This is a genomic window from Collinsella sp. CLA-ER-H6 (genome assembly GCF_040092305.1).
Lineage (GTDB): Bacteria > Actinomycetota > Coriobacteriia > Coriobacteriales > Coriobacteriaceae > Collinsella.
Map to the genome: position 1 here is coordinate 90044 of NZ_JBBNLS010000009.1, position 9059 is coordinate 99102.

Here is a 9059-nt window from a genome sequence, read left to right on the forward strand (position 1 = left end):
GGGACGCCGCCAAACACAGGCGACGCCCCGCGACCTAGCTGATTCCATCATACCCACTTGGGCAAATCATTGCTCGCAAGTCGCAATGTTTATTGCGGATAACCCCAAAAGAGTACCGTGGACAGGCACAATAGCCGCTCGCTCCTATGCGGCATGCTCTGCCGCCCGAGTCATGCGGGACAGGCGGACCAGCAGCATAAAGCCAACGATCAGCAGCACGCCAATGGAAAGGACGCCCAGCGACGGGTTGCCGGTCAGCGAGGTGACGACCGACACTAGGAAAGTGCCCATGACGCTTGCATAGCGACCGAAGATGTCAAAGAAGCCGTAGTACTCGTTGGACTTTTCCTTGGGGATAATGCGACCAAAGTAGCTACGGCTAAGCGCCTGCACGCCGCCCTGGAACAGGCCGACCATAATGGCAAGCACCCAGAATTCAAAGGCGGTCTTTAGGAAGAACGCGGCGAACAGCACAATGCCCATGTAGGCGGCGACCGCCACCAGGATCATGTTGAGCGTGCCTACGCGTCCGGCGAGCTTGCCGTAGATGATGGCGGACGGAAAGGCCACGAACTGCGTAACGAGCAGCGCCAGCACTAGCTGCGTCGAATCGATGCCCAAGGCCGATCCGTAACTGGTGGCCATGGAAATGACCGTGTGGACGCCATCGATATAGAAGAAGAACGCGATCATGTAGACCAGCACGGTCTTGTTGTGGGCGATCTCGCGCATGGTGTGTCCGACCTCGGAGAACACACCGCCCACGATGTGGCCGATAGTGTCCTCGGGACCGCGCTCGCGACCGTACTTTTGCTTATAGGTGCGAATGAGCGGCAGGGTAAAGATGAGCCACCAGGCACCAGTGATGATAAACGACAGACGCGTTGCCAGCATGGTAGGGACGCCAAGAGCGGGGCCACCCATGATGAGCGCCAGGCAGATGACGAACGGCACGGTGGAACCGATGTAGCCCCAGGCATAGCCCGAGCTGGACACGGCGTCCATGCGCTCGTCGGTGGTAATGTCGGGCAGCATGGCGTCGTAGAACGTCATAGAAGAGTTAAGGCCGATGGTGCACAGCACGTACACGGTCAAAAATGCCATGGCGGACATTGGGATAGCCTGCGCCAGGCAAAGCACCAGGCCCGTGAGGAAGAAGCCCAAGAAGAACTTGATCTTGTTGCCGGCGTAGTCGGCAAGCGCGCCCAGAATGGGCATGAGCATGGCGATGACCAGCGAGGCGATCGTCTGCGCATTGCCCCAAGCGACCACCAGGTCGGCCGAGGAAGCGCCGGTATTGATGGCGTTAAAGTAAATGGGCACCACCGAGGTATTGAGCAGCACAAGGGCCGAATTGCCCACATCATACATAACCCAGTTACGCTCGAGCTTGGTGTATTTCATGGACAGGGACCCTTCGTATTCGCCCGATATGCAGTTAGTTCATCGTACCCCAATTGTCCAGAACCGCCGGTAAGGATTCGGCAAAGGGGCACGCACGGGCCCTATTCCTCGCGGTCGAACTCCTCATCGGCTTCGAGCACGCGACCGCTGTAGTTGACGTGACTGGTCACGGCATCCATGTCACCGGTCTCGATAAAACGTGCGACCGTGCACTCGTAATCGACCAGCGCGCGATCAAAGACCTCGGGGAAACTCTCGTTCGAGACCTCGTCGGTAAAGGGATTCTTCCATGTCAGATGGCCCAGGTTACCGGTGCGCTCGGGCAGCTCCGTCGTCACGCGATGGGCAAGGCCGTCGAGCAGCGAGTAGTCGTGCACCAAGCCCTCAACCAGCGAGATCGCGCGCGTCTTTGCGGAGCCGGCCGGCTCAATCGCGCGGTAAAGTCGCTGCATATTGGCAACGGCAGCACCGTACTCCCCCGCCGGAATGTCAATGCCGTACACGCGTCCGGCAACATAGCTCATCAGCACGCCGGCCACGCGATTGATGCGATCGGTGGTGACGATCTCGCCCGCCGGCGGGTAATCGTCGACCGTAGCGCCATCGCGTTTAAGCTGCAGCATCAGTACATCCAGGTCGCTCTCGATCACGGCATGGACCTGACTGCTCGAATCCTCAAGCTCTGAATCGGACTCCACGATGCCAAACTGCTGCTCATAGACAAAAGGATGGGCGTTGCGGTCGAGCACATAATGAGACAGCAGGCCCAGCGCAAAGGCGCGACCCAAGCTGGCGTCGCGCGGCGGCAGATGCGACACGCCGTCGCGCAGGCACGCGAACTGGCGAGACATGCGCGACCGATGCATGACCTGCGCCAGCAGCGTGCAGTCGGAAACACGCGGTGTCAGAATGTGAAAGAAAAACGGGTCGGGGCCTTGGTTGCCCAAGATAAAGGCAATGCGCTCTTCATCGGACGTGATGACGCCCTGCGGAAGACGGTCGATGCTTTCCTCGCCAAACAGATGATGGGTGATAAGCGCGGGCATAATGATCCTTTCGATTTCATTCGATGCCACCCATTATGCCCACCGCGCGCCCATGCCAAACCTGCGATGGTAAACGACGGCACGCAGACCGTCTACGCAAGCCCCAAGTGTGCTTTAACCTCGGCAGCGCGACGGCGGGACACGGGCACCGTCGAGGTTACGCGATCGAGCCTGAGCTCCATAAGACCCGTGGAACCGATCTCGACATTGTGCACGTCTTCCAAATTGACCAGATAGCTGCGGTGGACACGGATAAAGCCCTCGGAGGCCAGGCGCCGCTCGAGCGAGGAAATCGACTCATTGATCAGGTATGTTCCCTCGGCGCAGACGGCGTTGCAAAAATCGGCACGCGCCTCAAAGTAGCAGACGTCTGCGGCGGGAATGAACACCTTTTTGCCCCCGCGGTCCACCGTCAGACGCAAAGGCTGGCGCGGAGCGTGGATAACACGACGGACACCCAAGGCTGCCTCGATCTTGTCGAGTGCCTTTGACAGGCGTGCGTCCTCGACCGGCTTGACGACATAATCGACGGCATCGAGGTTATAGGCATCGGCCGCATACTCGGCAAACGCCGTCACAAACACAACCACCGGCGGCGTCTTTAGGTTCTGCAGCGTCTCGGCAAGCTCAATTCCCGAGCGACCGGGCATGGTAATGTCTAAAAACAGCACGTCGGGCTTGTTCGACAGAATCGACTCCACGGCTTCGGTGACATTGCCCGCCTCGGCAATCTGGCCCACACGCGTATCCTTTTCCAACAGATAGCGTAGCTCGGCCCTAATGGGAGGTTCGTCATCAACCACCAAGATGTTCCAGCCTTCGGACATATGTGCTTCCCCTCTTTTTCTCTCAATCCAACCGCGTGCTACGCCGTCAACGGCGCGGGCTCATGCGGCTCGCCGTTCAGCTCGACGATGACCTGCGTTCCCACGCCCTCCTGGGACTTCACGCGCATGCCGGAATCTTCTCCGTAAAAGAAATGGATGCGCTGAAGCACGTTGAAGAGCGCCAGGCCGCAACCTCGCTTGACGGAGCCGTCGGCGGTAATGCTCTCGGGCTCCTCCAGGCGATGCTGCTCAAACAGATGCGCGCAGACTTCTTCGCTCATACCGATGCCGTCGTCCTCGACGATGATCTCCAAACCGTCATCGGTCCCGAAAGCCCTAACATGAATAGAAAGCGGCTCGGTCTCGCGCTGCGCGTGCTTGATGCAGTTTTCGAGCAACGGCTGCAAGATAAACGGCGGCACCATGCAATCGCGCACCTCAAAGTCGATATCGACCGAGACGCGCAGACGGCCGTCGCCATAACGAGCCTGCATAAGGTTGATATAGCGAGTGCCCTGTTCCACCTCGTGCTCGAGCGTGGTGAGCGTATCGGAATCAGAAAGCGTCTGACGATAGTAGTTGGAGAAGTCGATCAGCAGCGACCTGGCCTTGTCGGGCTCGGTTCGAACGAGCGACACGATGGTGCTGATGGTGTTAAACAGAAAATGAGGATCGACCTGCGATTGCAAGGCACGCAGCTCCACGCGGGCCGTAAGCTCGTCCTGGCGCTCAAGCTCAAAGCTCGCAAGCTGCGTGGAAATGAGGTCGGCAAAGCCCGAGGCAAGCGCCGTCTGGCGCATATCGATGCTGCTCAGACGGGGATAATACAGCTCGAGCGTGCCCACGCAATGCCCGCGCACGGTAAGCGGTGCGACAATACCGGCGCGCAGGCGCGGAAAGTAGCCACCCGTCTCGGTCGAGGCATCGCGCGAGAACACGCTTTGCTCACCGCTGTTGATCACGTTGAGCGTAGTCCGCAGTACCACCGGGGTGCCCGCGGGGCATTTTGCCGAGTCCTCGCCCCAGCTTGCCAACACCTGCTTGCCGTCGGTAAAGCAGATGGCAGAGGCGATAGTTTCGGACAGGATGATCTTAGAGGCGCCCAGGGCAGCTTCGGGCGTAAGGCCGCGCGACGTGTAGGCGAATATTTTTGAAGCGATGGCGAGCGTGCGGTCGGTTGCGCTCGATGTGAGGTCGTCGGGAACGACAAAGACGTACGAGAAGAAGAAGCACAGCATGACCAAGCCGGCAATGACGACAACGGCCGGAACGGGATTGGGATTATCGGTTAGATCCCAGATGAGCAGCAGGATAAGCAGCGGAACGACAATACCGAGCAAGATGGCTTGAACCACATGCTGAGCGGTACGAAAGACCTTGGTAGAGTTGTAGCTCTTGCCCAGAATCAGCCTATTGAGATCCACCGTCATCTCCTTCTTACTGACGCACCCCATAGCAATAAAGAGGGCCGCAAGCGACCCTCTCCATTGCATTATGCAATCAAATACTGTGTTTTACATCAAGCCATCGATGAACGGTAGCTTAGGCGCTGTACTTGTTTGCCTCGCCGAAGGTGCCGGCCTCGACAATCCAGCCGTCCTTCATGATGACGTCCATGTTGTCGGTGTTGAGCACGTGGATGTCGGCGGCGACGTCACCGTTGACGACCAGCAGGTCGGCGCACTTGCCGGCCTCGATGGAACCGGTCTCGTCCTCGATGTGGCACATCTTGGCACCGTTGAGAGTGGCACAGGTGATGGTCTCGACCGGGGTGAAGCCGATCTTGTCGACGAACTCGTACATCTCCTCGATGGAGCAGGTGCCGTACGGGGTGACGAAGGAGAAGGAGTCGGAGCCGATCGTCATGACGACGCCGCGCTTCTTGGCCTCGCGCAGGCAGTCGTAGTTGCGCTGCAGCTCCTTCTCGACCAGGGTGCCCTCGTACTTGTCGTGCAGCTCGGGGACGTAGACGGGCGGATAGGTGGCGTACCAGGTGGGCAGGAAGGCGATCGTCGGGGTGAAGAAGGTGCCCTGCTCGGCCATGAGGTCCATGGTACGCTCATCGATATCGAAGCCGTGAATCAGCTGCTCGCAGCCAAAGCGAACGGAATCGTAGGCAGCGGCGTGGTTGTTGTAGCAGTGGCTCCACACGGGGATGCCGACCATCTTTGCCTCTTCGACCACGGCCTGAATCTCCTCGGAGCAGTAGTGCTGGTCGCGGCCGGAGTCCCAGCGCCAGATGCCGCCACCGGTAGCCCAGATCTTGATGGCATCGGGGTTCTCGCGCAGACGACGACGGACGGCCTTGCGCAGATCCCAAGGACCGTCGACCTGATCGCCCCAGGGGTGCGATTCCTTGTTGAGCTCCTGGCTGCAGTGGTGGGAGTCGCCGTGGCCGGCAACGCGGCAGAATCCAAGGCCGGTGGCCAGAACGCGCGGGCCCTTGAAGACGCCCTTGTCGATGCAGTCACGGATCTGGATACCAAAGCGGCCGATCTCGCAGACGGTGGTGAGGCCGTGGGTGAGGCAATCGTAGGCCTGCTTGACGGCGACGGCCTGCTTCTCGAGGAGCGGCTGCATGACCCAGTCGGTGTCATCATCGGTCAAGTTGCCCGAGAAGTGCAGGTGGGTGTCGATCAGGCCAGGAAGGACGGTCTTGCCGGCGGCGTCGATGACCTCAACGCCCTCGGGAAGGTCCTGCATGGCGCCGGCGTACTCGATCTTGCCGTTGTCGTCGACGAGAACGAGGGAGTTCTCGACCGGCTCGGCACCGGTACCGTCGATGAGCTTGCCGCCAACGATTGCATACTTAGTGGACATGGTTCCTCCTTATGGATCCATATATGTGGGCGAGGCCGTGTTGGGTCGCGGCCTCACAAAGCTACCCAAGTGATGCCGGGTTCGGTGCGCGGAAGAGAGGGTCCCGCGCACCTGGTCCGCCCCGGCTCGGCGTTACTTTTTGCGGGAATTGGTGAAAGCCATGAGGGCCAGGCCAATAGCCAACCAGCCGATCACGATGCTCCACTCCACCATGTTGAGGGAGGCGGGAGAGAACGGGATCACGAGCAGGCCGATGATGATGGCACAGGCAGCGATAGCGAGGCCGATGCCAAACTTGCCGCCGGGCACCTCGTAGGGACGAGGCAGGTCGGGCTCGGTGAAGCGCATGCGCAGGCAAGCGAGGGCGACCATGCCGCAGGAGAAGATGAAGGCGAGAGCCGACACGTTGGTCAGAGGGATGAGCATGTTCTTGCCCAGGAACGGACCGACGACGGTGATGACGCCCAGAACGACGCAGGCAAGCTTGGGAGCGCCGGACTTGGGGTCGACCTCGGCGAACTGCTCGGGCAGCTGGCCCTTGCGGCCCATGGCGAGCATGATGCGGCTCGTGGCGCCGTAGAAGGAGTTCATCGGGCCCATGGGTCCAAGCGTGGCGATGACGAGCATAGCCAGGTACAGAAGCATGTTGATGCCCTTGAGGCAGGCAAGCGCGGGAACCGGGCTCTTAACAAACTCATGCCAGTCGAGGATGGTGCCGAACGAGTAGATGCAGACCATGTAGAAGCCGCCGGCGGCCAGCAGGGCCAGGGAGATGATCTTGCCGAACTTGTTCCAGTTGAGGCCCTCAGCTGCTTCCTCAGCCTGCTGAGGAATGGTGTCGAAGCCAGCGTAGAAGAACGGGGTCAGAACCAGGACCGACACGATGCCGGCAAACAGGCTGGAGCTCTCGGTAGCGGCCTTGCCGCCGCCAGCGCCGGTGACCTGGGAGAACACGGGCATGGCATTGTCCGGCGAGCCGGTGAACAGCGAGACGCCCATGGCGAGCAGCATGCCGCAGAGCAGGGCCTTGGTCAGGAAGGCCTGGAGCTTGGCAGCCGAGCTGGCACCGCGGAAGTTGAGGAAGATGACGTAGACTGCAAAGCCGAGCGCGATCAGCGTCGGGAACAGGTAGACGTCGGCCCCCAGTATGGTGTAGAGCTTGACGGCGCGCAGCCACTCAAGGCCGGGCAGGCTGCCGAACATCTCGGACACGAGGGTCGAAATGGCGATGGCCTCCCACGGGCACAGGATGCCGTTGCCCAGGGCCAAAAGCCATCCGGTGATGTAGCTCAGCGTACGGCCAAAGCTACGATCGACATACTCGACGATGCCGCCCGAGATGGGGATGGCAGCCGTGAGCTCACCGAAAACAGCTCCGACGGGCACGAGGAAGATTGCACCCAAGAGGAATGCGATCATAGCGGGAACGGGACCGCCGCCCACGACCATCCAGTCGCCGACCTGCAGAACCCAACCGGTACCGATGATGGCACCGAAGCCGATGGTAAAGAAGTTCCAGAGCGAGAGCGTTTTCTTCATGCCGCCGTTATCCTCGACTGCAACTTCTGCGTTCTTGTCCGCCATTGTTCCCCTCCTTTCCTATTTGACGCCCTTGGCGTCACCCCTTGCGCGGTCCGTTTTGCCGCGCGCTTTTATTCCATGGCTTTAAGATACGGCCTTGGCGCAGCAGCGCCGCTCGCAGCTCGACCGAAGGCAGAACTGCAAAACGAGCGGCACCGTTTTTGGGACGAACGGCGGGAGACGTCATTCGTCTTGGACGCTTTCATCTTGTCTGCTTTTGAATACCTGTTGCCGTGACGCTAGGCGCGCGGCGCGGCAACGTTCATACCATTTGTCAGGCTTTTGGCGCACATACCCATGTGTCGTGCATCTTTTTATGTAGGATAAACAAGTTACACATGAGGCAAGGTGATTCGAATGGCATACGGATACAATGACGGCGACCAACGGCCACAAAGCGTGCGCCTTGCCGGCCGCGCCACGCCAACGCCCAGAATCACCTCCGACAACGACAACCCGCAGCGCCCCCAAGAGCAGCTCGGGGCTTCTTCGCGGCAACAAAGCCGTACCGTGCAGCAGTCAGACCGCGTGAGTACGAGCACACGCCAACGCCAGACCGACACATCGCAGCCACGCCGCTACGATCGCCGTAAAACCGACTACTACGTCAAGCGCTCCTTTTCGCGACCTCAACGCGATCGCGGCAATTCCGCCCCTCACCCTGCGTCACACGCCACAAGCCACGCGCTTCCGGCCCGCCGCCTACGCCTTACGCTTTGCTCCATCGCCGCCTGCCTCGTCTTTGTGTTTTTGGGATCCTGTATCTCCCACGGATCAGCCGGTCTTGAGCCCACTGCCGAAGACAAGCTGCTTAAAGCTCCCGTCGCACCCGGTTACTCCTTTGCGTTCTCGACCCCACGCTCGCAATGGCAGGCCGGCACCATGCCCCACATCTACCAAATTGACCCCGCATGGTCGGAGCTGCCCTATGCCGGTGGCACTATTCGCGAAAACGCTTGCGGTCCTACCTGCCTCACCATGGTCTATATCTTTAAGACCGGCCATACCGATAAGACGCCGGTCGATATATGCGCACTGGCCGAAGCCGGCAACTACGCCCCCACCGGTGCCACCGAGTGGTCGTTTATGACAGGCGGTGCGTGGCAGCTGGGGCTCAACGGAACACAGCTCTATAACGATCGCGAATCGATTACCCAAGCACTTCGCTCGGGTGTGCCCGTCATCGCCGCAGTGCGCCCCGGTACGTTTACCAACGTAGGCCACTACATCGTGCTCTACGGCATCGACGATGCCAATCAGAACCACCCTTAAAAAGGGTGGTTTGCTCTTAGGGTATAACCCACGGGCCCCGGGCTCGCGTCTAAAGGCGCGGGCCCGGACTTCGTCCAGGCCTAGTGCATCTTGACCCGTGGCGCGCCGG

General features: G+C 60.1%; 7 protein-coding genes. 1 reads left to right on the forward strand and 6 read right to left on the reverse strand.

Annotated elements, in window-relative coordinates; translation table 11 throughout:
- Positions 1-144 precede the first annotated feature (144 nt).
- The 6 genes from AAAX77_RS05575 to AAAX77_RS05600 form a co-directional block, all read right to left on the reverse strand.
- Positions 145-1404, reverse strand: coding sequence for an MFS transporter (locus AAAX77_RS05575; protein WP_006235159.1), 1260 nt, complete (start codon positions 1402-1404; stop codon positions 145-147).
- Between the two features lie 101 nt (positions 1405-1505).
- Positions 1506-2450, reverse strand: coding sequence for a zinc dependent phospholipase C family protein (locus tag AAAX77_RS05580; RefSeq protein ID WP_349105191.1), 945 nt, complete (start codon positions 2448-2450; stop codon positions 1506-1508).
- A gap of 92 nt (positions 2451-2542) precedes the next feature.
- Positions 2543-3277: a response regulator gene (locus AAAX77_RS05585; RefSeq protein WP_349105192.1), complete on the reverse strand. Its 735-nt coding sequence runs from the start codon at positions 3275-3277 to the stop codon at positions 2543-2545.
- Positions 3278-3315: 38 nt separating this feature from the next.
- The gene (locus AAAX77_RS05590; protein WP_349105193.1) at positions 3316-4707 is read right to left on the reverse strand and encodes a histidine kinase; all 1392 of its coding nucleotides are present in this window, start codon (positions 4705-4707) and stop codon (positions 3316-3318) included.
- 112 nt (positions 4708-4819) lie between these two features.
- Positions 4820-6097: an amidohydrolase family protein gene (locus tag AAAX77_RS05595; RefSeq protein WP_117633809.1), complete on the reverse strand. Its 1278-nt coding sequence runs from the start codon at positions 6095-6097 to the stop codon at positions 4820-4822.
- A gap of 132 nt (positions 6098-6229) precedes the next feature.
- Positions 6230-7681 (reverse strand): APC family permease, encoded by a 1452-nt coding sequence (locus AAAX77_RS05600; RefSeq protein WP_316365773.1) that lies wholly within the window; start codon positions 7679-7681, stop codon positions 6230-6232.
- A 354-nt stretch (positions 7682-8035) separates the two neighbouring features.
- Here AAAX77_RS05600 and AAAX77_RS05605 point away from each other — a divergent pair, with 354 nt between their 5' ends.
- On the forward strand, positions 8036-8950 hold the full coding sequence (locus AAAX77_RS05605) for a C39 family peptidase (RefSeq protein WP_349105196.1): 915 nt from the start codon (positions 8036-8038) through the stop codon (positions 8948-8950).
- Positions 8951-9059 lie beyond the last annotated feature (109 nt).

Coding starts and splice junctions, on each gene's coding strand:
- AAAX77_RS05575 (WP_006235159.1), bottom strand. CDS start 1,404: ATGAAATACACCAAGCTCGAGCGTAACTGGGTTATGTATGATGTGGGC.
- AAAX77_RS05580 (WP_349105191.1), bottom strand. CDS start 2,450: ATGCCCGCGCTTATCACCCATCATCTGTTTGGCGAGGAAAGCATCGAC.
- AAAX77_RS05585 (WP_349105192.1), bottom strand. CDS start 3,277: ATGTCCGAAGGCTGGAACATCTTGGTGGTTGATGACGAACCTCCCATT.
- AAAX77_RS05590 (WP_349105193.1), bottom strand. CDS start 4,707: ATGACGGTGGATCTCAATAGGCTGATTCTGGGCAAGAGCTACAACTCT.
- AAAX77_RS05595 (WP_117633809.1), bottom strand. CDS start 6,097: ATGTCCACTAAGTATGCAATCGTTGGCGGCAAGCTCATCGACGGTACC.
- AAAX77_RS05600 (WP_316365773.1), bottom strand. CDS start 7,681: ATGGCGGACAAGAACGCAGAAGTTGCAGTCGAGGATAACGGCGGCATG.
- AAAX77_RS05605 (WP_349105196.1), top strand. CDS start 8,036: ATGGCATACGGATACAATGACGGCGACCAACGGCCACAAAGCGTGCGC.